Source organism: Cellulophaga sp. BC115SP (genome assembly GCF_009905545.1).
In the GTDB taxonomy this organism is placed as follows: Bacteria; Bacteroidota; Bacteroidia; order Cytophagales; family Spirosomataceae; genus Flectobacillus; species Flectobacillus rivi.
Genome location: NZ_JAAALB010000010.1, coordinates 35,384 through 61,281, shown reverse-complemented (window position 1 = coordinate 61,281; position 25,898 = coordinate 35,384). Strand labels below are relative to the sequence as shown.

Genomic DNA, 25,898 nt, shown 5'->3' with positions numbered 1-25,898 from the left:
TTGAGGATTTGAAATTTTAAAAATGTGTCGTTTAATTATTTTCAAATCTTCAAATTAACTCATCTTCAAATCTTGAAGATTAACGCATTTTCAAATTTAAAAAAAATGTCTCAAATCATTTCAACGGTAATGCAACAAGCACAAGAGGCATTTGAGCATTACCGCCAAGTATCGGGTAAAAACCGTGCTATTTTTTTAGAAACCATCGCAGAAGAAATAGAAGCATTGAAAGATTCATTGGTGACTATTGCACATCAAGAAACTAATCTTCCATTGCCAAGGCTTCAAGGAGAAATTGGACGAACAACAGGTCAATTACGCATGTTTGCTCGTCTTATTGCCGAAGGCTCTTGGGTTGAAGCCTGTATCGATACAGCCAATCCTGACCGAGTACCACCTAAGCCAGATACCCGTAAAATGCTTGTACCGATTGGCCCTGTGGCTATTTTTGGTGCTAGCAATTTTCCGTTTGCTTTTTCTACCGCAGGCGGTGATACCGCAAGTGCTTTGGCTGCTGGTGTTTCGGTAGTCATTAAAGCACATCCTGCCCATCCTGAAACTTCAGCATTGATGTTCTCGGCGATGGAAAAAGCCATTTCACGCTGTCAAATACATCCTTTTACAATACAGCATATTAGTGATGTTAGTAACGAAACAGGTAAAGCATTGGTGATGCATCCACTCACTACAGCAGTTGGTTTTACAGGCTCACAAGCTGGAGGTAAAGCTCTCAAAGCGTACGCCGACCAAAGGGAAGTTCCTATTCCTGTCTTCGCCGAAATGAGTAGTATCAATCCTGTAGTTTTATTCCCTGAATCATTAAACCAAACTAATACAACGTTAGCAAAAACCCTTGCAGGTTCTATTTCGCTAGGGATGGGACAGTTTTGTACCAAACCGGGCTTGCTTTTGGCAATCGATAGTCCTGCATTAAGTACTTTTTCAGAGACCTTAGAACAAGAGCTTACACAGGTTGCCTTGCATCCTATGTTGCACTCTGGTATTGCAAAGGCATTTGATAAAGCACGCTACACTATTACATCGCAAGCAGGAGTAGCTTCTGAAGCTTCTCTGGCTGTGGTTGAGGATTTAGAAAAACCTACTCCTAGTCTTGCGAAGGTTTCAGCAAAGGATTTCATCGAAAATCCACTTTTACATGAGGAAGCATTTGGGCCTTTTGCATTACTTGTGATTTGTCAAGATGTACAAGAACTTTCACAAGCCCTCAAAGCACTTGGTGGACAACTTACCACTACCTTAATGGCGACAGAACAGGATGTTGAAAACTATCCTGAAATATTGACGCTACAATGCTCTCTGGCTGGTCGTGTGATTTTAAACGCCGCCCCAACAGGTGTGGAGGTTGCTGGTAGCATGGTTCATGGAGGAGCGTACCCTTCCACTTTCGACGCTCGCTATACTTCGGTAGGTACAAGCGCCATTAAGCGTTGGGTTAGACCAATTTGTTTACAAGGATTCAAAGATTGGATGTTACCAGAAGAATTAAAAGATGGTAATCCATTAAAAATTTGGCGTTTGGTCAATGATACATTTACCAACGAAACAATTTAGTTAGTAAGTTAATGAATGATTACGTGATTAGTTATTACTGCTTAGGCACTCGAAATAAGCGACTATGAGCTTTTGACTATTAGGTGTATGTATGTGGAAAACCTTTTACTGTCGACTACTCACTGTTCAATACAATTCCTTCGGTGCCTTTGCCGTAATTTTTAACATTGGAAGTGGAGTCTTTTATATTTTGTAAAAATTAAAGGTATTTTACTTTTTTCCGAAATCAGAAATCCCAAATCTGAAATAGTTGGAAATCTTTCGTACAGTACTAATTCACAACTCCCAATTCAGCACTCATTCTTACCCCTGATAAAACTATGAAAAAAACATTTTTTTGTGTAGACGCCCATACTTGTGGTAATCCCGTGAGACTAGTGGCAGGAGGTGGGCCTGTGCTTGAAGGAAGTAATATGAGCGAAAAACGCCAGTATTTCCTTCAAAATTACGATTGGATTCGAAAAGGGCTTATGTTCGAGCCTCGTGGTCATGATATGATGAGCGGAAGTATTTTGTATCCTCCTCATGACCCAGAAAATGACGTAGCGGTATTGTTTATCGAAACAAGTGGCTGTCTGCCCATGTGTGGACATGGTACAATCGGAACAATCACTATTGCCGTAGAAGAAGGATTAATTACACCAAAAGTAGAAGGAAAAATCCGTATGGAAGCTCCTGCTGGTTTGGTGTTAATTGACTATAAACAGGAAGGTAAAAAGGTAAAAAGTGTAAAACTCACCAACGTATCTTCTTTCTTAGCAGCTACCGATTTGAGTGTAGAATGTCCTGATTTAGGTCCTATCAAAGTAGATGTTTCGTATGGTGGTAACTTTTATGCCATTGTTGATGTTCAAGAAAATTTCAAAGGCTTGCAACATTACAGCGCTGACCAGCTTATTAGTTGGAGTAGAACCTTACGTAACCGCATCAATGAGCAATATTCTTTTGTGCATCCCGAAAATGATACCATCAAAGGTTGTTCGCATATCTTGTGGACTGGCGATGTATTAGACCCAACCTCTACAGCTCGTAATGCGGTATTTTACGGAGACAAAGCCATTGACCGCTCGCCATGTGGTACGGGTACTTCGGCACGTATGGCGCAATGGTATGCCAAAGGTAAATTGAAGAAAGGGGATGAGTTTATTCATGAAAGTATCATCGGTTCAAAATTTATTGGAAGAATAGAAGAAGAAACGACCGTAGGAGGAAAGCCCGCCATGAAACCAAGTATAGAGGGCTGGGCAAGAATCTATGGCTACAATACCATCAATATCGACCCAGAGGATGATCCTTATGCTTATGGGTTTCAAGTACTTTAGCATTAATGTTGAGTGGTGAATTGCGAGTTGCGAATTCAAAATGTAAGATTTTAATTATCAGCACCTTGCATCCACAATCACTCAAAATTTTAATTTGTAGGATTACCCTCATAAGTATGCAAGATATATCTGAGCTTCTTTGAGCATATTTTACCTAATGCCTAAGGCTTACAGCCTAAAGCAATATGATTTTATTTTGCATTAATACCTGACTTTATTGAGTGATTGAGTGGTGGAGCGGTGGAGTGAGTATGAAGATTTGCACTTATTCAATCACTCATTCATCAATCACTAAATCACTCAACTATGTCTCAAGAACAACCATCCTTCAAACGCTCCTTTCGCCTCTTCGATGCCACAATGATTGTGGCGGGCTCCATGATCGGGTCAGGGATTTTTATTGTAAGTTCTGATATTGTCCGAAATGTAGGTTCTGCTGGAGGGTTACTTTTAGTATGGGTTCTTACTGGATTACTCACTGTAGCGGCGGCCGTTAGTTATGGCGAGCTAAGTGGTATGTTTCCCAAAGCAGGAGGGCAATATATTTATCTCAAAGAGGCCTTCAATCCTCTGATTGGGTTCTTGTATGGTTGGAGCTTTTTTACCGTAATCCAAACAGGCTCTATCGCAGCCGTTGGGGTTGCCTTTAGCAAATTTTCAGCCTATCTTTTTCCTGTTTTAAGCGAAAAAAATATTCTATTCTCTGTCCTAGAACTCAATATTTCAGCAGCACAGCTTACCTCTATAGCCCTTATCATTTTTCTTTCGTTTATCAACACGCGTGGTGTTCAATACGGAAAATATGTCCAGTCAATTTTTACAGTGACCAAACTGCTTGCCTTATTTGGATTAGTTATTTTTGGGTTTATTCTTACGGCTAATACCGAAACTTGGCATCATAACTGGGAAACAGGCTTTTCTATTCAACAACTTACCTCTTCAGGATTTTTACCATACACAGGTTGGGCTGCCTTCGGAGCAATCGCCGCTAGTATGGTCGGAAGTTTGTTTAGTAGTGATTCTTGGAATAATGTGACATTTATCGCTGGCGAAATCCAAAATCCACAACGCAATATTGGTCTAAGTCTTTTCCTCGGAACACTCATTGTAACAAGCATTTATTTGCTCACCAATATCATGTATGTTTCGGTATTAGATTTACCGTCGATTGCTTTTGCAGAAAATGATCGAGTGGGGGTAGTAGCTTCTCAACATATTTTTGGAGAAGAGGGCACTATGATTGTTGCCATTTTCTTAATGATTTCGACTTTTGGTTGTGATAATGGACTTATCTTAGCTGGCGCCCGTGTGTATTACACGATGGCAAATGATGGTCTATTCTTCAAAAAAGTAGGAGAACTGAACAAAAATGGTGTTCCCGAAAAAGCACTATGGATTCAATGTGCTTGGGCTTCGGTTTTATGTTTGAGTGGTAAGTACGGCGAACTCCTCGACTATGTGATTTTTGCAGTACTCATTTTTTATGCACTTACCATTCTAGGAATTATTCGTTTACGAATCAAAAAACCAGAACTTGAAAGACCTTACAAAGCATTTGGATATCCATTTGTGCCATTACTGTATATTTTTACAGCAACTTGTATTTGTATTTTATTACTTATTTATAAACCCAATTATACTTGGCCAGGCTTAGGTTTAGTATTACTAGGGATTCCTGTTTTTTATATATTGAAAAAAAATAATAGCGAATTATAAATGAGTGTCTGGAGAGTAAATATTATTTAAAATGATATCTGCTCAAACTGGATCTTCATTCAAGCATTCGCGCCATAGAATATGATACACAAAACGATACTTTTCTGCTTTTTTTGTTTAGGAGTTTTTGCCCAAAAAGGCGATTATCCTATTCAGCCTGTGGCATTTACACAAGTTCATTTTAAAGATAATTTTTGGACGCCCAAAATGCAGGTGAACGCCAATGTGACTATTCCTTACACGCTTAATCAGTGTAAAATCACAGGACGTATTGACAATTTCCGTAAAGCAGCAAAGCAAATCCCTGCCGATAAAAGCACTTCTTTTACGTTTGATGATACCGACCTTTATAAAGTCATTGAAGGGGCTTCTTACAGTCTACAAACACAGAAAAACCCTCAACTAGAAGCCTATCTTGATTCCTTGATTACGATTATTGGCTCAGCGCAAGAGGCAGATGGCTATTTATATACTTTTAGAACCATGCCTATCCAAAAACCTCATGAATGGCTTGGCGCTAAACGTTGGGAAAAAGAAGAAGATTTGAGTCATGAACTCTATAATGCTGGTCACTTATTCGAGTCAGCAGTTGCGCATTATCAGGCAACAGGCAAAAAGAACCTTTTGAATATTGCCATCAGAAACGCTGATTTATTGGTAAAAACCTTTGGCTGGGGAAAAGAAGAACGCTTTCCTGGACACCAAATCGTAGAAACAGGTTTGACAAAATTGTATAGAGTCACTGGCAAAAAAGCCTATCTTGATTTAGCTAAGTTCTTTTTAGATTTAAGAGGAAAAGAAGGACACTTCAATCAAGAATATAGCCAGTCACACAAAAAAGTCGTAGATCAACATACAGCTGTTGGTCACGCGGTACGTGCCACCTATATGTACACAGGAATGGCCGATGTGGCAGCGCTTACTGGCGACAAAGCTTACTTGTCTGCGATTGATGATATTTGGCATGACGTAGTTGATAAAAAACTCTACATCACAGGAGGAATCGGTGCGACAGGCAATGGCGAGGCTTTTGGCGACGATTATGATTTGCCAAACATGAGTGCTTACGCAGAAACCTGTGCTGCTATTGCGAATGTCTATTGGAATCAGCGTATGTTTTTATTACACGGCGATGCACAATATGTTGATGTTCTTGAAAGAACACTTTACAACGGTTTGCTTTCAGGTATTTCATTGAGTGGGGATAAGTTTTTTTACCCAAATCCACTGGCGTCTATGGGGCAACATCAGCGTCGTGCGTGGTGGGATTGTGCTTGCTGTGTTTCAAATATGACTCGCTTCCTACCTTCAGTACCGGGATATACGTATGCTCAAAATCAAAAAAATCTTTATGTCAATCTTTTTGTAGGAGGGACTGCCACTATTCAATTACCCAATACAGCTGTGACGATCACCCAACAAACAGCATATCCTTGGGAAGGGAAAAATGACATTACGATTGCTCCTGCAAAAACAGCACAATTTGCTTTACGCATTCGTATTCCGGGTTGGGCATTAAGTAAACCATCATCAGGTGATTTGTACAAAGATGAAACACCAGAAAGCCCAATCCAGCTTTTGGTAAATGGTAAAGTATTTTCTTATAAAATGGAAAAAGGCTATGCTGTAGTTGATAGAATTTGGAAAAAAGGTGATAAAGTAAGCTTCACACTTCCTATGGATGTAAGAAAAATTTTGGCTAACAATAATGTAAAAGCTGACAAATCAAAATTCGCCTTACAAAGAGGTCCAATGGTATATTGTTTGGAAGGAAATGATAATACCTCAGCATCAGTCATGAGTTTGGTTGTGGATAAAAGTGCTCCTGTTACAGCCTCTTATCAACAAGATTTGTTGAGCGGAGTAATGACTTTGAACATGAAAGGTTTCACCACACAAAGACAAGTAGGTTCTGAAGAATTGGTAAAGAAAACAACAGACATCAAGGCGATACCCTACTATTCTTGGGCCAATCGTGGAGCTACCGAAATGACAGTTTGGATTCCGTATGAAGCAACGGCAGCACGCCCAACGCCTGCGCCAACTATTGCCAGTAAAAGTAAGGTGTCAGGTTCTGTGAGCAATCCATTGATGCTCAAAGCACTAAATGACCAATATGAAGTAGAAAACTCGAATGACAAAAGTGCCAATTTCTTGCACTGGTGGCCTAAAAAGAATACGACAGAATATCTTCAATATGACTTTGACCAAACTTACACGGTATCCTCGTCAAGTATTTATTGGTTGGATGATAGTCCTTGGGGAGGCTGTCGTATTCCTGCTTCTTACAAGATTTACTACCAAAAAGATGGTGAATGGATTCCTGTAAAAGTCATTAATCAAAGCCCTATTGCCAAAGACCAGCTCAATACTATACAATTTGAGTCCGTAACAACCAAGGTAATCAAAATGGAAGTGCAACTACCTGTTGATAATGCTGCTGGGGTTATAGAGTGGGCTGTGAAGTAGATTTAAGCTATACAGCAAGCAAAATAGATAATGCTCTTTTGCTTGCTGTATCAAGTAATCATATTACCTTGTATATCCCAAATCATAAATCCTCAATCCAATATTATACTAAGAGCTTTGTGTTAGACGTTTTAATAACAAATACTTTCACTCTCAAAAAAAGACATTTTCTAATTACCTAACCATTGTAATTGCATGAATCCCAGTCAGAAATCTTCTGATTGGGATTTTTTGTTTTTTCACAAGAATCAATCATATTGAGTACTGAAACAATCATCAATAAACAAAAACCTATGAAAATTATCGAATGTCCAAGAGATGCCATTCAAGGCTGGAAATCACCTGTTGCTACAGCATTGAAGGTAGAATATCTCAATACACTACTACAAGTAGGATTTGACACATTGGATTTTGGCAGTTTTGTCTCTCCCAAAGCGATTCCTCAAATGGCCGACACAGCGGAGGTATATCATCAACTGCAATTGGAAGGTATTTCAACTAAATTATTAGCAATCATTGCCAACCTAAAAGGAGCCGAACAAGCAGTTTTGTTTGAGCACATTACCTATTTAGGATTTCCCTTTTCTATTTCTGAAACCTTCCAACAACGCAATACCAATAGCTCAATTACTCAAGCTTTCGAAACAGTTAAGGCAATACAAGCATTATGTCTCAAACATGATAAAAAACTAGTAGTTTATTTCTCTATGGGTTTTGGTAATCCCTACGGCGACCCATATAGCCCTGATATTGTTGGAGAATGGGCTGAAAAAATGGCTTTATTGGGTGTTGAAATAATTGCTTTATCAGATACCGTTGGCGTTGCAGAATCTTCATTGATTGGACAATTATTTAGCCATTTAATTCCGCTTTATCCTCAAATCGAATTTGGAGCACATTTTCATGCGAGCCCTTTTAATTGGGAAGACAAAATTCAAGCAGCCTATCAGGCAGGTTGTCGTCGTTTTGATGGAGCGCTTGGAGGCTTTGGTGGCTGTCCTATGGCTAACGACGAACTTGTGGGAAACATTAATACCATAAATCTTATTGAAAAATTCAGAGACATATATCCTATCAATCATCAAGCTTGGCAGAAAGCGGTGGAATTGAGTAAGAAAATATTTATTTAGCTTTGACAGCTTATCTTAAAACAAACAAAACCATGGAATTTTATCAATCAAACAAAGTGGATAACTTCGAATCCCCCGATTTTTATCAAATAGATGATTTATTGACCGAAGAACACCTCTTAATACGCCAATCAGTAAGAGATTTTATTAAAAAAGAAGTGTCTCCTATTATTGAAGATGCTGCTCAAAAAGCTGTCTTTCCTGCTTACTTGGTTAAAAAGTTTGGAGAAATGGGACTTTTTGGCCCAACAATTCCTGAAAAATATGGGGCTGGAGGATTGGATTATATCGCTTATGGTTTGATGATGCAGGAAGTTGAAAGAGGCGATTCAGGTTTGCGCTCAATGGCTTCTGTCCAAGGCTCGTTGGTGATGTATCCTATCTATGAATATGGCTCAGAGTCACAAAAGCAAAAGTATTTACCCAAATTAGCCTCAGGTGAATATCTAGGTTGTTTTGGTTTGACCGAACCAGATTTTGGCTCAAATCCTGCGGGTATGAAAACTCGAATCGAAGATAAAGGAGATTACTATTTGCTTAATGGCTCAAAGATGTGGATATCCAATGCGCCAATGGCAGATATTGCCGTAGTATGGGCAAAAAACGAACAAGGTCGTATCAAAGGACTTATCGTAGAACGTGGTATGGAAGGCTTTTCGACCCCAGAAATACATCAAAAATGGTCTCTTCGAGCGAGTTGTACGGGCGAATTGGTATTCGATAATGTCAGAGTTCCTAAAGAAAATTTATTGCCTAATGCCGATGGCTTGCGTGGTCCTTTGGGTTGTTTGGATTCGGCACGTTATGGCATAGCTTGGGGTGCTTTGGGCGCTGCTATGGATTGCTATGATTCCGCCAAAAAGTATGCTTTGGAAAGAGTTCAGTTTGATAAACCTATCGCTTCTTTTCAATTGGTGCAAAAAAAATTGGCGGAAATGCTTACCGAGATTACCAAAGCTCAATTGATTTGCTGGCGTTTGGGGATGCTCAAAAACGCAGGAAAAGCCACTACCGCACAGATTTCATTGGCCAAGCGCAATAATGTTGATATGGCCTTGAAAATAGCTCGTGAGGCACGCCAACTACATGGAGGTATGGGCATTACAGGCGAATACCCCATTATGAGACACCTCATGAACCTCGAATCAGTGGTTACTTATGAGGGTACACACGATATTCATCTCTTGATTTTAGGTGCTGAAATAACGGGGATTTCGGCATTCAAGTAATAAACCGCTTACTCAATCAAGCAAAAGGTGCTCAATAATTCGAGATAATTTTGGGTTTTATAGTCAAACAGCGACTCAGCTGGGTATGTCGTGATTGTTTAATTTTTCATTAAAATCCTTAATCTTATGCGTAACATTAAAAAATTCGCCATCCTTGCTTTATTGTGTGTATGTTCGCCAATTTTAAAAGCACAAAATTTATCTTTTGGCCCTACAATTGGGGTAAACTCTTCAAGTCTCTCAGGACTTTCTGACACAAAATCAAGAACAGGGCTTTCTACAGGACTTTTCCTGAATTATAGCTCTACTTCTCACTGGGGCTTCGGAATGCAAGTATTGTATAGCCAACAAGGCGCCAATTATGAGAGAAGCGATGATTATCTCAAATTAGATTATGTACAGGTGCCTTTGCTTGCAACGTACTATTTTGGTTCACAAAAAACAACAGGTTCTTGGAGACCAAAAGTATTTGCTGGTCCTCAAATAGGCTTTTTAACAAGTGTAGCCAATAAGAGTGGATATGACTATGCAGGTAGTTATAGTTCAACAGATGTAAGTGCTGTTTTGGGGGCAGGTGTAAATTATGCACTAAGCCAAAAAATGTGGTTGAATTTGGATGCGCGTTATGCACTAGGGCTTACAGATATTGCCAAAAGTCCAACTTTAGATGTATCCAATCGTGTGTTTAGTGTTAACGTAGGACTAAGTTTTCCTCTTGGTACATACAAATAAAAAAGCTCGTAAGTAACCTTACGAGCCTGTGAACCACTTACTAGGAATAACTTTATAGATTATAGAAGTATTAATTTGCATTAAGGAAAAGACGCATGTGTACACGTTTTGTATACTTCCGAAAAATAGCAAATATTCATTAGGTAGTGGTAGCGAATCTTATTAAACGGTCGCACTTTATGCAAAAGCCCCGAAATATCAGTATTTCGGGGCTTTTATTTTGCAAGCTGTCAGGTTTTAAAACTTAATGTTCACACCTAGCAAAAAGTTAAATCCTGCTTGTGGGTAATAAAAGTTTTCAGTAACAGTTTTGCCCTCGTAGATATAGCTATAAGTATAACCATTTGATTCGTAAAGCGTATTGAAAATGTTGTTGCCCAATAAACTCAACCCTAACTCTTTACAAAAAGAAGGTTTAAATGTATAAAGAATTCGTAAATCGTTGGTGAAATAAGCATTCAACTTACGGTTTTCATTGCTTGTGTTGTCCATATATTGCTTTCCTACGTATTTCGACAACAATCCTAATTCAAGTCCTTTTGTTGGTGTATACAACAATTGCGAACCACCGATTACATTGGGTGAAAAGGCTATGTCTGTTTTAGCAAACTTATTTTCCACATCAATATAAGGTTCATCATAACTTGGGACTACCTCTGTAAAATTATTGATTTTGTTGCTTGAAAGAGTAGCATTTACATTCCATTTCAATGCTTTTGTTAATTGAACTCCTGCTTGCAACTCAAGTCCCATTCTGTAGCTACTTGGTACATTGACACGTATTGGAGTACCTACATCGTTTAATTTTCCTGTCAAAACCAATTGGTTTTTGTAATCCATCCAATAAGCATTTGCCTCAAAAGCTACTTTTCCTTTTTGTGTTTTAAAACCTGCTTCTAAATCACGCAAGGTTTCTGCTTGTGGTGCTTTTCCTGGATTATCTACAAAGTCCGAACGGTTCGGCTCTTTGTTACCAATACTATATGACAAAAATGCAGATGTTCCTGCCGAAACCTGATAAGTTAAGCCCATTTTTGGGTTAAAGAAATTGTAGTTTTTACTTTGTGAAATATCTACCAAATTATCGTCAATTCCTTTAATGCTATAGCCAACAGTACGATATTGCAAATCAGCAAATGCATTTAATTGCTCGCTCAATTGATAATATACTTTTCCATAAATATTAAAGTCTGTTTTTAGAGCTGTGCCACTGTAGTATTTATCACCTAGCTTAGCTGTTGAAGCATATTGTGCCCAAATAATTTGTCCGTAATGACGACCATCATATTGGTTCCAAGCACCACCAATGTTGGCACTCAAGCGATTATTACCTTTATAATCGAATGAAAATGTACTTCCATAAAAATCATTGTCTAACCATTTCTGGCGAACCAAGTCCGTTTTTGTGATAGTCGTATTGCCAATAACAACATTGGGTAAACCGTATTTCGAGAATTTGTCTTGCTCCTTAAATTGCTCATAGTAGCCACGTCCGTAAGTATAATGCAAGTTGAAATTAAATGTCCAGTTCGACGAAAGGCTATGCGATGATAATAATTGATAATGGTCTTGCTGATAATTATCGGTTTGGTTTGGATAGGTATAAGGATTGTAAGTACGGTTAGTGCTCAACAAATACTCAGGAACACCTTCCCAAGCTTGGTAAGTTTTTTCTTTTCCAGAAAACACATTCAAACGATAAAAAGATTTTTTGGTAAAGTACGCACCTGATAAGTAAAACGAACGAAGGTCTGAAGAAGCACGATCGATATAACCATCAGATTTAAGTCTCGACAAACGTGCATCTACTGTAAAACGATTATTCAAAAGACCTGAACCTACTAAAACGGTATTTTTGAAAGTATTAAATGATCCAAACGAGTTGTTTGATTCTGCATAAGGGTCTTTTCTAAATTCGTTTGTAGACATATTGACACTTGCCCCAAACGCTCCAGCTCCGTTGGTAGACGTACCCACGCCACGCTGAATCTGAATAGAGTTGGTCGAGCTAGCAAAGTCTGGCATGTTTACCCAATAAACTCCTTGTGATTCGGCATCGTTGAGCGGAATCCCATTGATGGTAACATTGATACGGGTAGCGTCTGTACCACGAATACGAATACCCGTGTAACCAATCCCAGCCCCTGCATCCGAGGTAGTTACCAACGAAGGCGTAAAGTTGAGCAATTGTGGAATATCCTGACCCAGATTTTGTTTTTGAAGGTCTTCTTTGCTCACATTGGTGTAAGCTACAGCAGATTTTTCATTAGCACGAGTAGCACTTACCACTACTTCGTCGGCCATAAAAGAGCTTTTTTGAAGCGAAAAAGAAATGTTAGTATTTTGCTGAAGCTCGATAGCATTACTTTGCTTTTCAAAACCTACGAAGCTTACTTTGATGGTATAAGTGCCTTTTTTGAGGTTTTTGATAACAAAATTACCTTGTGCATCAGTAATCGTTCCACGCATCGTATTGTCGATGGTAAGGGTTGCGCCAGCCAATCCTTTTTTGGTTTCGCTGTCTGTTACTTTACCCGAAATACTCAATTGTGCATAAGCCGATATGGTCAGGCTGCACAATAACATAACCATAAAAGCTTTTTGCGCCAACTCGCTTAGAAGAGTTTTTGCGAAAAAGCGCTCAGTCGTTAAATTTTTCATCATTTTTGAAAACATAACGACAGGTAAAGGAGCCAAATCCTGTCCGATTTAACAATAATAATAACCCGTAAAAAATTGATTGATTGAATGATAGAAAGATTGTATCACGATCTATCATCAAAATCCCTTCGACAGCATTACCTGTATCAGGTTCAATGGGTATAATCTCAGCCCGTTGTTATGAGGCACCCCTTTTTTGTGATTGTGACAACAAAGGTATGATGAAAAGTGATACAATCGATTTTGAAGCTAGAAAAGTTTGAATTATCGTGGTACTTCTATTTTTTGTACAATTCCTTTGAGAACATCTTCTACATTAGCTCCTTCCATTTCTTTTTCGGGCGTAAGTGCCACACGATGACGAAGAATAGCAGGTAATAATTCTTGAATATCTTCTGGCGTAACAAAATCTCGTCCACGAATGGCCGCAAAGGCTTTAGATGCTTGCAACATGGCTACCGAAGCACGTGGAGAGGCGCCTAAATAGAGGAATTTTGAACGACGGGTTTCGTGAATCAACTTGGCAATGTATTCCAAAATATTTTCCTCTACAATAACCTGTTTCACTTTTGTTCTCAAGCTATACAATTGCTCAGATGACAAAACGGACGAAATACTTTCTTCTACTTTGCCTGCATCCTCTTTAGCGCGACTTTGATGACCTTTCAAAATATCAATTTCTTCACTGAGATTGGGGTATCCTACCAAAATCTTGAACATAAAACGGTCAAGTTGTGCTTCTGGGAGGCGATATGTTCCTTCTTGCTCAATAGGGTTTTGAGTAGCAATCACCAAAAACGGAAATGACATTGGATATGTAGTACCCGCATTGGTAATCTGACGTTCTTCCATCACCTCAAACAAAGCCGATTGTGTTTTGGCAGGTGAGCGATTGATTTCATCGATTAGTACAATATTGGAAAAAATAGGACCTTTTCTAAACTCAAAGTCACTGACTTTGGGATTAAAAACGGCCGTGCCTATTACATCCGAAGGCATCATATCGGGCGTAAATTGAATACGGCTAAAGTCTACCGAAATCGTGCGTGACAAAAGTTTTGCCATCAAGGTTTTGGCAACGCCAGGCACGCCTTCCAAAAGAATATGTCCATCGGCTAAAAGTGCTGTAAGCAACAAATCAATCGTTTGTGGCTGACCAACAACAATTTTGCCTATTTGTTCGCGTATTTCTGTAACCGCCTGATGTAATTCGCTTAAATCTATGCGTGATTCAAAATTCATAATTTTGGTAAAAGAGCGTGAAATGGTATCAATAAGTATAAGTTACAAGGTGAAGTTTCACCACCACTTGAGTAATGTATTAGTAGGCATAAGTGGCAGAGGCACAAAGGCACAAAGGGGTTTCACCATCACCTGAGTAATGTATTAATCAGTTTCAAAAGCTTTGTAGGAGCTTTTGAAAAGACTTATCGCTGAAAAAATCCTAATAAGCAGACATATTAATCATCAGCTTTAAGCGATATGTTATAGGCTGAATTATTCATTTTAATAATACTGCCAAAATCCGATTGCTCAAAGCTGACCGCCGAAAGCCTATCTTTTATGCTTTGACCGTTTGATAAAACTCTTCAATGGTTTTATTGAGTTCAATAAGTTCTTTTTCAGAAATGCTATTCACCGTATTCAAATGCTGAATCGTATGAAAAAGAGCTTGCAGTTTGCCTAATTCTAACCCAGATTTATTACTCAATTCCGTCAAAAAATCTTCATCTATTTGATAGGTATTGAGATAAAATTTATCTCTGATAAAGTGTAACAAATGAGTTACTTTCTTTTGTGCAATAGTCAAATGTTCTTTTTTGTTAAAATATAACTGACCTATGGTCTTGACAAATATGACGGAGGTATTTTGAGGAATATCAATAATAGGAATAATCCGTTGACGACGTTTGGCCTCAAAAACCATAAAAAGGACAAGAGCCAAAAGCGTTAGATAATAAGCCCATCGCAGGGCTGGTTGACTTACGATAAACCTAAAAGGTGATTCGTCGTAAGAAGCCTCGCTGGCTTTACGAATAGACTTGTTCATTACCCTAAAACGAGAACCAATAGAAGGCGCCTGATAATATTCATCCCAATAAATAGTTTGCTGTGGAAGATAGCGCAAGGCATTTATCGCAAAATAACAATTTTGAGGCTTGATGAGATAATAGTTACTAAAGGCTCTGGGTGTAGAATTGAGTAATAAAGTGCCTTTCCCCCATTTTGCCTTCATAAAAGTAGGCTTTTTGAGATGATTGTAAGCAAGAACGGTCCATGGTACTGTAGATTTAGTAGTATCAACAAAAAAAGCTTCTGCGTCTTCCATTCTAAAGTTAAAGGGCTTTTTTTGACGGAGTTCTGGATGGGTAAAATTAAGTGATGTTGCTGTACCCTTTTTCAGAATACTGATATAATCTGTCGAAAGATGCAGTGTATCGCCAAGCGAGCCAAAATCTTCGGCTGAAATAAAGGCCGTATTTCCCATTGACACAAACCTTAACAGCTTTATCAATGAAATAGAATCTAGCGTAAAAGTATTACAAATGTTAATATAAGAAGTGTGTTGTAAATCAACACTTTGCTCTGTGTGTCGGGCTAAAACAGGGAATTTTTCGTCATGAATTTCCTGCGAAGGAAAAAGCTCAGGGAGAATTTTGTATAATATTTCACCTCCAAATGGTATATCGTCTTGGTTTGAATAGGTAGATGTCCAAATGACTGGCTTGGGCTTATATATTTCGACTAATATAAAACCCAATAATGTAATACCCAATACAATAAGATATTTAGTTTTCTGCGTCATTCAGCGGTGCGATGTGGTTTTGTGTTGATAAAAGATGGTCTTACATTCCTTACACACTTTTTCCACAAATCTATGAATCTATGTCAAATAAAAAAGCATTTGAGCTAACTCAAATGCTTTTTTATTTTATTCTTCCTCTTCTTCGTCATCAGTCACCGTAGTGATACTTTTGACCTTTGAGTTTTCACAATAAATTTCTAGGAACGAATCCGAGCTACCAAACTGTACACTAATAGTAATCCAAGATGGATTAAACTCGTCTATATCACGGATTTTGTAAGATTTAGGAAACATCTTTTTCACCTTTGCAATAGGGTCTCCTACTTTCAATCCTCCAAGGTTATCAAGTTGGAATTTTGTCGATTTTAACTCAAAACCGCTTACCATTTCGTCCATTACGTAGAAAGAATCTTTTCCATAAAGATAGATTTCAAAATGGTCACTATTTTGTGCATCAGGAGTTTCTTCTTTTCTAACAGAATCTGGAGATCCTAATTTTTCTAATAAAGCGCCATAAGGACCTCCTAATTTTACACCAGAAATGATTGTTGATTCAAAATTGATGGTATCATATTCAACTTCCTCAATGCGTCTATATTGGCTTGTTTCTACAATAGTGGTTTTAAAAGAGCTGAATGTTAGGGCTGTTGAAACTCCCAACAAAATAATTAAGCTTATCTTTTTCATGTTATTATCACGCGTTTTGAGGCTATCGCCTACTTCGTGTTATACTGCGATTAAAGTTGGAAAATTGATTTTGTATAGATTCAAATTCGATGGCACTAATCAAAAAATCTCCGTACCAGATGTATTCAAAAAGAGTAGTAAGAGATTCAAATTCTTGACGTAATTCGGTTGATTGTAATTCGTAAATATAACTCCGATTGGTTTTGTTCAATCGCCACTCAATTAGGTCTTGATTACTCAAGGATTTTAATACTTGTAAATAGTACAAGCGAGTGGCCAACCTAAACTGTTGAGTAGACAAAGCGCCCTCAATTGCTTTTTCAAAATCTAACGCATGAATATCTTGTTCTAGTACTTGATAATCAATAGAAATAGATTGGTCTTTGCGTCCGAAGATATTTGCAAATTCAATACCAATTAGCTTCATAATGACAAAGATTATCACAATTGCTAAAAAAACATACATACCTATCTTCAACGATTTGCCTGTAGTGCTTTTTTCGAAAAACTGCGCAATCCAACGTAAAAACATCATCCAAAGCCTACCACTCCACGACATTTGCTCAATAGGAACGGTTTGATACTGATACTTTTTTTGCTTTCGAAGACTCGTCAACGTTTTGTCTGGTTGCTTGAGCGGACTCAGTTGTGTGAGCGAATCTACACGGCTTATTTGCCCTTGAAGACGGCAAATAGGCAGTAGAGTCACCCAAAAACATAGTATGACGTATTTTAAAATAATAGGAATATGTCTTTTTTTGACACTCATTTTTGAGTTAGAAAAATAATGATCCAGTTTCAAATCATTAAAGATTTGGGGATTTCGGAAATATTAAAACATACCTTCATTTTACATAAAGCGCAATCCAGTATCCGAAATGGATGCTTTATAAAAGCCTTTGCAAACGACTATATTACAAGCTTGACATTGGAAGTTCAAAGCCATTAGTGACTACCCAAATTATTGATTTGTTTGAATAGACTATTACCGTCTTTTTTCTCGACAAGATTAAAATACTGGAATCCTAAAGCGATATAGGTAATAGCCGATAAAATAGACGAGCCCACCATCGAAATTACGGTTGATACCACAACCACCCAGTCGCTAGTCATGCTAGATTGGATACCAAGTATTTTTAACACGGATAAGATACCCGCAGGCAGGCTAAATACAAGACTAATAAAGTAAACTATGATAGACACAATCATGACTAGTCCGAAAGTCGACCACCATTTGCCTTCGATAAGGTACTTGGCTCTACGAAGCGAAAAACTAGGACTAGCATCTTCAAAAACGATAATAGCTGGACTCAGCAAAAACATAATCATAAAATAAATCATGACTGCAAAAATCACTAAGCCAAAAATACCAATAATCATTGGACCTGCTACACCACCCACAGCTACACCCAAGGCTCCAATAGCAAGTGATGCCAAAATAATAATGCCAAAGAACACCAGTAATACCAAGAAAAAGCCTCTAAAAACAGGGAGGAAATGTATTTTTACTTTTTCTGTTACTCTTTCTACTGTAATTCGTGATACTGAATCCTCCAAATAGCATTGCATATAGCTATAAACCGTTACGACTAAGAGCACCATTGAAATCACGGTAGCAAACAATAAGATAAAATAGGCGGGTCCGATGATATCGATACCACTTTTACTAAATCTTCTTAATATTTCTTCGACACCAGCGTTGGCATCCATGGGTGTGTCAGAGGCTGTGCTATTTAATACATTGATTTGATGGAATCCACCAGCAATGCCTGCAACAAGCAAAACGGGACCCACGATAAACAATAAAGCAAGAAATAAATCTTTGAAATTGAGACGAACAAAAGAGAAAGTATCGTTAATTTTTTGACTAAAATCACGCTCTCTTTCAAGAGGTAGGTACTGTTTTTCCATAATAGTTGTATTGGTAGTAATCGGGGAAATAAGCTAAAAATAAGGTTTCTGAAAATAGAATAAGCTTTTGCTCAATGGTCTTTTCGTAAATATTGTGTAAAATGGCAAGTGGAGATTTTTCAAATTTTAAACTCAAAATTCATTCCTATTAGTGTTGTATTTTAAGACAACTGACTTTTTTGAAATACTTTTTGAGGATATACGATAAAATACCACACAATAAATAGGAAAGACGGTACAATTATGAGCAAACTGTAAAAGATATTTAGATGCTGGCGTGTAATAAAACTTTCGATAAAGCCAGCCATAATAAACAAAGGTACTAAAGCAATAACGATTTTAATGCCATTTTTTGCGCCAATCTTGAAAGATTCCATACGCGAATAGGTTCGAGGAAATAAAAGGCTATTCCCCATCACTAATCCCGCACACCCTGCCACAATTATCGAAGAGATTTCTAAAACGCCATGCAACCAAATTGTCAATAAAGATACTTTTAGAAAACCTTGCTGATAACAAAAATATTGAAATACTCCTAGCATAATTCCATTGGTGATAAGCATATACGCAGTGCCTGCCGAGAAAAAACAGCCCATTACAAAACAAACAAAAGATACTTTGATATTATTTGAGGTAATCTCCAAAAACATCATTAGCGGATCGCTACCTCCATACACTGCCAAAGGGTCTCCTTTTCGAATGTTTTCAAGCGTCATATCGATATAATCATCGCCTAAAATCAGTCGAGCAAAAGTATCGTCGTGTGCCACCGATATAGCCCCAATTACTGCCGAAATAAATGTAATACAGAAAGCTACCCAAAGCTCTTTTCGAAAACGAAACAAGAGATAAGGCACTTCAAACTTCCAAAACTCAACAAAACGATTGGAGGATTCTTTCTTATTGGCGTAAATTTTTCGATAAAATTGAGCCGTTAATTCATTCAAATAACGAGTAGTCGTTGAACTAGGGTAAAACGTTTGAGCATAGGCCAAATCGTCGGTTAATTCTATAAATCTTTCGGCTAGTGTATCAGAATGAATACTTTGTACATCTTCTTCAAAAGATTGCCATTTATCAAGATTTTGTTTCTTAAATAATGCCTCTCTCATGGTGGATTTTTGCTTAAGGTAGTTTAATTTTAAGCAATATATCAAAATAACTTTACCACTGTGATAGATAATGAGTAAAATAAAAATACGGACAGCTCAAAATGTCGAAGTAGCTTTTACACCAGCTAGTATCGGAGATAGAATTATCGCATATTTGATTGATTTGGTAGTCTATTTCGCTTGGATTCTTGTTTTTTCTTTAATTGCTACATGGTTGGATGACAGTCTATTCAACAACAGAATCAGAACTATTCTTTTCTTTGGATTTGGTATTTTGCCCCTCTTTTTTTATGATTTAATTTGCGAAATTTGGCTCAATGGACAAAGCATTGGGAAAAGAGCTCGAAATATCAAAGTGATTAAGTTGGATGGTAGTGCCCCTACTATTGGCGCCTATATCTTACGTTGGATTTTTAGAATTATTGATTTTAGTATTTTTGGTCAATGGGTTGGTGTAGTAGCCATTGCAGCAGGTGGTAAAGGGCAACGTTTGGGAGATATGGTAGCTGGTACTACTGTTGTGCGTATAGAGCCCAAGGTTTCACTCGATGCGCTCCGACAGCCAGTACTCGATGAAGCCTACGAAGTCATGATTCCAGAAGTAAGCTTATTGTCTGATGCCGATATTGAAATTATCCGTCAAGTAATTCAAAGAGTCGAAGAAACACAAGATGAGCGCTTGCAGAGTCAAACAGCCCAAAAGCTGAAAGAAATCATGCAAATAGAGTCAAGTCTTGACGATAATGCCTTTTTGACACAAGTTATAAATGACCATACTTTCTTGATGGCTTATGGTGACGAATAATCACATTGTTTGAAAAAGTTTACGATATCCAAGCGGACTTTGTCCTGTAAAGGTTTTGAATTGCTTGTTGAAATGTGATACATTGCCAAAACCACTTTCAAAACATACTTCCGCTACTTGTTTGTCGGTACCAATCAACAAATTACAAGCGTGTTTGATACGATATTCAGTAACTACATCGAGAAAGGTTTTCTTCGTAACTTTTTTGAAATATCGACAAAAAGCCGTTTCGGTCATATTGGCCAAATACGCGGCTGTTTCCAAGTGAACTTCCTGCGTATAGTTTTCAATCACATACGCATAAACCTTATTGATTCGCTCTAAATCGACTTTTGCTAATTGATATGCTTGATTTTGACTTTCTAAAATCTGATAATCTTGTGGCGCTTGTGCTATGGTATTTAACAAATCTAACAAGCCTAAAACTTTCTGAACAGGGGGGACATTGAGTAAGAAAATTAATTCCTTCGCAATTCTATTTCTCGTTTTTCCTGTGATAACCAAACCCGAAGCCGATTTATCTAATAAATGACTAACCGCTTGCATTTCGGGTATGGAGAAAAATTTTTCTCCCAAAAAATCTGCTTTAAATTGTACCACTACAGCCTGTGACGAATCTTCCATGCCTATCGTTTCATTTTTCCAACAATGAGGCAGATTAGGACCCATCAAAACCAAATCGCCAGCACTAAAATCTGCTACATGATTCCCTATGTATCTTTTGCCTTCACTTTTTACAATGAGAGTTAACTCATATTCAGGATGAAAATGGTAAGGAGCGTCAAAATATGGCAAACTAAAATGTCTGAACCCTAAGGATTGATTCAAACCATTATCTAATTGCTCTAAGGAGGCTTTCATTTTGATAAAAATTATACTCAATATAAGGATATTGATAGGGAATAGGTAAAAATGCACAAATATTGGTAAAAAACGACAAAATTCTCCTGAAAAAATTCATGTTATTTTGCCTTCATCAAAAATCAAGAATACAGTATTAGAACTGAAACTTGTTATTATTTTACTATTAAATGTATGGTTAGTTTATCCTTTCCCGACTTATCATCTATGTATCCGATTAATGCTCAACAACAGTCAGAATATCAGCAAAATGGACATATTTTGTTGCATAACATAGTCAACTCTGAAGACATAAAACTTTACAGACACTTAATCCATAATGGAGTAGAAAGATTCAATACTGAATTTCGTGACATGTCAGAGCGAGACACTTATGGCAAAGCGTTTCTGCAAGTGATGAATCTTTGGGAAGTAGATGAAGACATCAAGAAATTTACTTTTGCCAAACGATTTGCTCAAATCGCTGCTGATTTGATGGGGGTCGAAAAAGTACGTTTGTACCATGACCAAGCGCTTTTTAAAGAAGCAGGCGGCGGTCATACGCCATGGCATCAAGACCAGTATTATTGGCCTATCGATACCAGCAATACGATTACAATGTGGATGCCTTTGATAGATATTTCGGAAGAAATGGGTATGCTTACCTTTGCCTCAGGCTCACATGAATTAGGCTTTTTAGGTAACCTCGCCATTTCTGATAAGTCGGACGATGTGCTAAAGAATATTGTAGAAGAAAAAGGCTATCCTATTGTAAGAGCCTCCTCCATGAAAGCAGGCGATGCTACTTTTCATGCTGGCTGGACTTTGCACAATGCTCCAGGAAATAACTCTTCAAAGACAAGGGAAGTGATGACGATTATTTTTGTAGCCGATGGAGCAAAAGTTTCTGAACCGCAAAATACTCATCAAGAAGCTGACCGTCAGCGATGGATAAAGGGTTTACCTGTTGGTAGCTTAGTAGCATCTGAGTTAAATCCTATTTTGAATTAAGATGTGTAAGTAGAAGTAAGTAATATGTGGTACACTTGTGTAGGTGTATCGCTTTACATAAATAATCCGTTCAGATTAAACTTCTGAACGGATTATTTATTTTTCATGCTATGATGTAATAGTCTTAATGTTTGGGACAGCCGCAGTCTTTTTTACGGAACAAACCCCATAAAAATCCTTTTTTACGTCTTCTTTTATATGTGCTTTTGGTAGTTGATGCTGAGATATGTGTTTCGGCAGACTTATATTCTACCGTATTAGCTTCCGATTCTAGTTGTAAGCAACATATAGCAAAACCCAATAAAATTACCTTTTTCATAAGTGCTTGGCGTTGTTATATAGGAAAATGACTGAGTGATAACGGACAAAATTAAAAGCAAAGTAAATAGATATTGCTGAATTAGTAGTTCTTAGATAACGAAAGCTTTGAGATTTAAGTATAAAAAAAGGGAGGCATTCCTAATTTAGTGATTTACAATTGAGTGAATGAGTGATTATTCTAAAATTTGTATTTTAGCTGTAGAGACGCAAAGCATTGCGTCCTATGCCAAGTAAAACATAGCATAGTAATATCAAAAAGGGCGGTCGAAAAACTAATTTCGACCGCCCTTTTTGATACTATATTTCAGAATGATAACTCTTTAGTCGCAAAACATTGCGTCTCTACAAGTAAAATTCACATTAAAAATAATCACTCATTCGCTCAATCACTAAATATGAGATGACTCATATTCACCAAAATATTATTTGTTTAATAATTCATCGAAAGTAATACCAATGTAGTACGTTGAACCTACCGAAGCACTACCATACGCTTGGAAATATGGATTACCAAATAGGTTAGTTGCACCCACTTTGATAATCGACTTAATTGGCGCTACTTTATAGCTGAATTGTGCATCCAAGTTATTGATAGCAGGAACAACTGTATTTGTGAAAATAGGTACATCAGTTGTTGTCGGCAATGGGAAGCTCGATTCCCAAGTAAATGCATCTTGATGACGGAATGATACATTATAACCCCATTTGCTACCACTTGTGATACGCTTACCAAAGTTAAACTTCATGCTGTATGATGGTGTGTTAAAACCAGCATAAGGTACTTCTGTAGAGGCAACGAAATTATTCATTTGGTTATGTGAGATATTTGCACCTACTGAGTAACCTTTGTCTAATGAGTAGTTCAAACCCGCTGACCATCCCGAAATGGTAATATCTTCGTCAGAGTTGGCTACTCTTGAATAACCAGCGCGAGTACTACCGCTACCCAAACCTGATTCGATTGGTAAGCCAGGACCAGCCGCTGCTGTAGGTACTACGATAGTTGCACCACCAATAAAGTTTTTGTAAACACTATAGTAATATGATGCATCAACAAACAAGCGTTTTGCAATTAAGCCTTTGTAACCAATTTCGTAAGACTGAATTTTTTCAGTAGTCAATGGTTTTGCTTTGTATTTAGGCAATGCGGCTAAAGCGTAAGCTGGAGTTACTTGAGTAGCTACTTCTGTTACTTTTTGTTTAACCGTATTTTGAACGTTTGTCTGAATTAAAGTTTGTACTGGAGCAGAAGACATTTGTTGCGTTACACCTGCTTGGATTGCCGCTGGTGCATTGGCAGCTGGAAGTTGACCTGCTGCTACTGCTGCTTGTACTTGTGCTGTTACTGCTGCTGTTACTTGAGCTTGTACTGCTGCAATTACTGCTTGTTGAATAGTTGCCAATTGCGCTGTTACTGCTGCTGTTGCATATTGTACAGCGGCAGCTTTTACTGCGTCTGTAAGGTATTTTGAATTAGCACCATTCTTAGCAAGGTCTGAAGCAAAAGCTGTCAAGGTCTCACGAGTTACACCCGTTGCTAATTTATAGCGAGCATCAAATTCTGGTAATCCACCAATCAATGTTCCTGCTGGAGTAGCTAGGTCGATATATTGGTTTTGAGTAGTAGGAATACGGAAACCTGTTTGGTATGACAAACGGAAGTTATGGTCTTGGTTAGGTGATAATACCGCAGAGAAACGTGGTGTGTATTGTCCCTCAAAATTCTGGTTTTTATCATATCTCAACGACCCTGTTAGTTTTAAGTGGTCGTTTAATAGATTTTTTGATGCTTGGATAAAACCACCGTATTCATTAATAGAAATTGAGCCGTTTCTTCCCTCTTTCATATCCGAGAATAATGTCCCTGCCGAGCGCAATTCATAATTACGGAAGTTAGCGCCTACTGTCAAATCCAAAAACTTGATTTCATTTTTGAAGTTGTAGAAACCTTCTACATGGTACATATTACTTCTATCTGCAAAAGCACCACCACCTTGTGTAATAGGAAGGTTACGGTATTTTTCTAGTAAAGTATTAAAAGCAGCCGAACCTGGAGCTGGCATATTGCGGTCTGCAAACTGACGAGCAGCTAGGTGTGCTGCATCTTCTGCCGCACCTGCCTGACGAGCTTGTAAAAATGCACCTGTATATTCGGTATACCAAGCAGTATTCGATTTGATTTCGTTGAGCATACCTACCGCAGCTAAACCAGCAGTGTACGAACCACCTGAACGCTCCTGAGTAGTATAGGCACGCAAGTTGAAGTTGTCGCCACGTAATTCTAATTTCGCTTGAGTAATATTGAAGTCACGCAACGAATAACGACCAGTACCAGTATAAAGCGTAGTACCTTCACCGTAGTTTAATTGAGCAATTGCTTCTACTTTTTCTGTTAAACGATAATGTACAGCACCATTAAATTTCAAAGATTTCGTATTGTTGTCTACCAAGTCTTTTTCCATATAACCTGTACGGCTCACGTTTGCATTTGGCAACGCTGCATTCAACGAATTCAAATTAGTTTGAATTTCATCGCCATACACGTTCATACCGTCATAGTCAGTTTTTGTACCCGCTCCACGGCTAGGATCTGCATTACCTCCTAAGTTGAGGTTGGTATAATTAGTAGCTTCCCAGTCTTTCGCACGGATATACGAGAAGTTTAATTTGAAGGCAATTTTGTTATTAAATGCTTTCGCAAAACGAACCGACATATCTGTAAACGGAGTCGTTGCCGTACTACGGTTGCTAGCGTGCATAATACCCGATTTTACGTTTGCGCTCAAACCTTGATATAAGAATGGGCTTTTACTATTCATCAAAACCAAACCGTTGATAGCATTTGGACCGTAAAGCGCTGATGCAGCACCAGGCAATACCTCTACATTTTCAACGTCTAGTTCTGGCATACCAATGATGTTATCTACTGCAAAATTCAAACCTGGAGCAGAGTTATCCATTCCATCAATCATTTGAACAATACGAGGGTTACCTGTCGAGCCAAATCCACGCATATTGATAGATTTGAATAACAACCCTTGTGTAGCCATATCAACGCCTTTCAAGTTGGCTAAGCCGTCATAAAAGTTATTTGAGGCTGTTTGTTGGATAGCTTTCAAATCCATTTTTTCCACAGAAACAGGCGATTTCATTACGCTTTCTTCTACTCTGGAAGCAGCAACTACTACTTCTTGTCCCATTACAGTTTGTTCTTCTAAAGCAATAGAGAAATCCGAAGTTTTATCTGTCACCTTAAGTTCCTGAGTAGCATAACCCACACTTGATACCGCAATTGTGAAAGGAACAGGCGTGTTTGTTTTTAAAGAGAAATTTCCCTTGGCATCTGTAATTGTACCAATCACTTTTCCTTTTACCGCAATACTAACCCCGATGAGCTTTTCTTTAGTAGCAGAGTCAAAAACCTTACCTGTAATAACAGTCTGCGAAAAGCTTGTGAATGCACAGAATAGAAATAAGACACTGGTAAGTAGTCTTATTGTAGTAGATAGTTTGTTCATACGTTTTTTAGTGAATTAAGATTACGAAAACTGTTTACTTCAAAAAGAATAGTAGA

The 25,898-nt window shown here is 38.0% G+C and carries 19 protein-coding genes and 1 riboswitch; of the genes, 9 read left to right on the top strand and 10 right to left on the bottom strand.

The features are described 5' to 3' along the window. Positions 1–105 precede the first annotated feature (105 nt). The 7 genes from GVN22_RS10045 to GVN22_RS10015 all read left to right on the top strand — a co-directional run bounded on the left by GVN22_RS10045 (position 106) and on the right by GVN22_RS10015 (position 10,170). A complete protein-coding gene (locus tag GVN22_RS10045) occupies positions 106–1,572 on the top strand; it encodes an aldehyde dehydrogenase (NADP(+)) (protein WP_166550899.1) in 1,467 nt (488 codons plus the stop codon). 320 nt (positions 1,573–1,892) lie between these two features. Continuing rightward, positions 1,893–2,894, top strand: a complete 1,002-nt coding sequence (locus GVN22_RS10040) for a 4-hydroxyproline epimerase (protein WP_166550898.1) — start codon at positions 1,893–1,895, stop codon at positions 2,892–2,894. Positions 2,895–3,200: 306 nt separating this feature from the next. Further along, entirely contained in the window at positions 3,201–4,610 is a 1,410-nt protein-coding gene (locus tag GVN22_RS10035) for an APC family permease (protein WP_166550897.1), read from the top strand. Positions 4,611–4,691: 81 nt separating this feature from the next. Next, a complete protein-coding gene (locus GVN22_RS10030; protein WP_166550896.1) occupies positions 4,692–7,079 on the top strand; it encodes a beta-L-arabinofuranosidase domain-containing protein in 2,388 nt (795 codons plus the stop codon). A 293-nt stretch (positions 7,080–7,372) separates the two neighbouring features. Next, entirely contained in the window at positions 7,373–8,209 is an 837-nt protein-coding gene (locus GVN22_RS10025; RefSeq protein ID WP_166550895.1) for a hydroxymethylglutaryl-CoA lyase, read from the top strand. 32 nt (positions 8,210–8,241) lie between these two features. Continuing rightward, positions 8,242–9,438, top strand: coding sequence for an acyl-CoA dehydrogenase family protein (locus GVN22_RS10020; RefSeq protein ID WP_166550894.1), 1,197 nt, complete (start codon positions 8,242–8,244; stop codon positions 9,436–9,438). A 126-nt stretch (positions 9,439–9,564) separates the two neighbouring features. Next, positions 9,565–10,170, top strand: a complete 606-nt coding sequence (locus GVN22_RS10015) for a porin family protein (protein ID WP_166550893.1) — start codon at positions 9,565–9,567, stop codon at positions 10,168–10,170. 237 nt (positions 10,171–10,407) lie between these two features. Here the strand turns inward: GVN22_RS10015 and GVN22_RS10010 are convergent, their stop codons facing one another. The 7 genes from GVN22_RS10010 to GVN22_RS09980 form a co-directional block, all read right to left on the bottom strand. After that, positions 10,408–12,834, bottom strand: a complete 2,427-nt coding sequence (locus GVN22_RS10010; RefSeq protein ID WP_205690844.1) for a TonB-dependent receptor — start codon at positions 12,832–12,834, stop codon at positions 10,408–10,410. A 103-nt stretch (positions 12,835–12,937) separates the two neighbouring features. Continuing rightward, positions 12,938–13,034, bottom strand: a riboswitch (TPP riboswitch). Positions 13,035–13,095: 61 nt separating this feature from the next. After that, complete coding sequence (locus GVN22_RS10005) at positions 13,096–14,073, bottom strand: MoxR family ATPase (protein ID WP_166550892.1); 978 nt, start codon at positions 14,071–14,073, stop codon at positions 13,096–13,098. Positions 14,074–14,392: 319 nt separating this feature from the next. Further along, entirely contained in the window at positions 14,393–15,637 is a 1,245-nt protein-coding gene (locus GVN22_RS10000; protein ID WP_166550891.1) for a DUF4350 domain-containing protein, read from the bottom strand. A 126-nt stretch (positions 15,638–15,763) separates the two neighbouring features. Beyond that, positions 15,764–16,324, bottom strand: coding sequence for a hypothetical protein (locus tag GVN22_RS09995; protein ID WP_166550890.1), 561 nt, complete (start codon positions 16,322–16,324; stop codon positions 15,764–15,766). A gap of 22 nt (positions 16,325–16,346) precedes the next feature. Continuing rightward, positions 16,347–17,093 (bottom strand): DUF4129 domain-containing protein, encoded by a 747-nt coding sequence (locus GVN22_RS09990; protein WP_166550889.1) that lies wholly within the window; start codon positions 17,091–17,093, stop codon positions 16,347–16,349. Between the two features lie 176 nt (positions 17,094–17,269). Beyond that, complete coding sequence (locus GVN22_RS09985) at positions 17,270–18,235, bottom strand: hypothetical protein (protein WP_166550888.1); 966 nt, start codon at positions 18,233–18,235, stop codon at positions 17,270–17,272. A gap of 161 nt (positions 18,236–18,396) precedes the next feature. Further along, positions 18,397–19,347 (bottom strand): stage II sporulation protein M, encoded by a 951-nt coding sequence (locus tag GVN22_RS09980; protein ID WP_166550887.1) that lies wholly within the window; start codon positions 19,345–19,347, stop codon positions 18,397–18,399. A 70-nt stretch (positions 19,348–19,417) separates the two neighbouring features. Between GVN22_RS09980 and GVN22_RS09975 the strand changes: the two genes are divergently transcribed. Beyond that, positions 19,418–20,152 carry an RDD family protein gene (locus tag GVN22_RS09975; protein ID WP_166550886.1) on the top strand — a complete coding sequence of 245 codons (735 nt, stop codon included), beginning with the start codon at positions 19,418–19,420 and terminating at the stop codon, positions 20,150–20,152. Here GVN22_RS09975 and GVN22_RS09970 read toward each other — a convergent pair whose 3' ends face one another. Beyond that, entirely contained in the window at positions 20,153–21,013 is an 861-nt protein-coding gene (locus GVN22_RS09970) for an AraC family transcriptional regulator (RefSeq protein ID WP_166550885.1), read from the bottom strand. A gap of 174 nt (positions 21,014–21,187) precedes the next feature. Between GVN22_RS09970 and GVN22_RS09965 the strand changes: the two genes are divergently transcribed. Further along, positions 21,188–22,003, top strand: a complete 816-nt coding sequence (locus GVN22_RS09965; RefSeq protein ID WP_166550884.1) for a phytanoyl-CoA dioxygenase family protein — start codon at positions 21,188–21,190, stop codon at positions 22,001–22,003. 124 nt (positions 22,004–22,127) lie between these two features. On the opposite strand, the gene GVN22_RS09960 is transcribed toward GVN22_RS09965, so the two are convergent. Both GVN22_RS09960 and GVN22_RS09955 read right to left on the bottom strand, forming a co-directional pair. Beyond that, the gene (locus tag GVN22_RS09960; RefSeq protein ID WP_095160999.1) at positions 22,128–22,322 is read right to left on the bottom strand and encodes a hypothetical protein; all 195 of its coding nucleotides are present in this window, start codon (positions 22,320–22,322) and stop codon (positions 22,128–22,130) included. A gap of 424 nt (positions 22,323–22,746) precedes the next feature. Beyond that, the gene (locus GVN22_RS09955) at positions 22,747–25,842 is read right to left on the bottom strand and encodes a TonB-dependent receptor domain-containing protein (RefSeq protein ID WP_166550883.1); all 3,096 of its coding nucleotides are present in this window, start codon (positions 25,840–25,842) and stop codon (positions 22,747–22,749) included. Between the last annotated feature and the right edge of the window lie 56 nt (positions 25,843–25,898).